This is a genomic window from Ligilactobacillus equi DSM 15833 = JCM 10991 (assembly GCF_001435735.1).
Classification (GTDB): domain Bacteria; phylum Bacillota; class Bacilli; order Lactobacillales; family Lactobacillaceae; genus Ligilactobacillus; species Ligilactobacillus equi.
In genome coordinates this window covers 1-226 of record NZ_AZFH01000165.1, presented here as the reverse complement: position 1 = coordinate 226, position 226 = coordinate 1, and the positions used below count along the sequence as shown (strand labels likewise).

Genomic DNA, 226 nt, shown 5'->3' with positions numbered 1-226 from the left:
CGGACTGGAGGCCTTGAAACCGAAGAAGAAAGGTAGGCCAAGTAAGGTGTCAAAGATAAGTAAGAAGAATGCCCGTAAAATGTTGAAGAAGGAAAGCGACGAAATGGAGGCGTTGAAACAAGAACTCCGTCAAGTTAAGATGGAGCGTGATATCTTAAAAAAATCACTGACCCTGTTCGGACCCTCAAAGCCAAAGATAAAACGGTAATTGTGGATCAGATCAGGG

1 pseudogene is annotated in these 226 nt (G+C 43.8%); it reads left to right on the top strand.

What is annotated here, in order from left to right:
- Positions 1-208, top strand: a pseudogene (locus FC36_RS08875) (transposase); the annotation flags it as partial.
- Between the last annotated feature and the right edge of the window lie 18 nt (positions 209-226).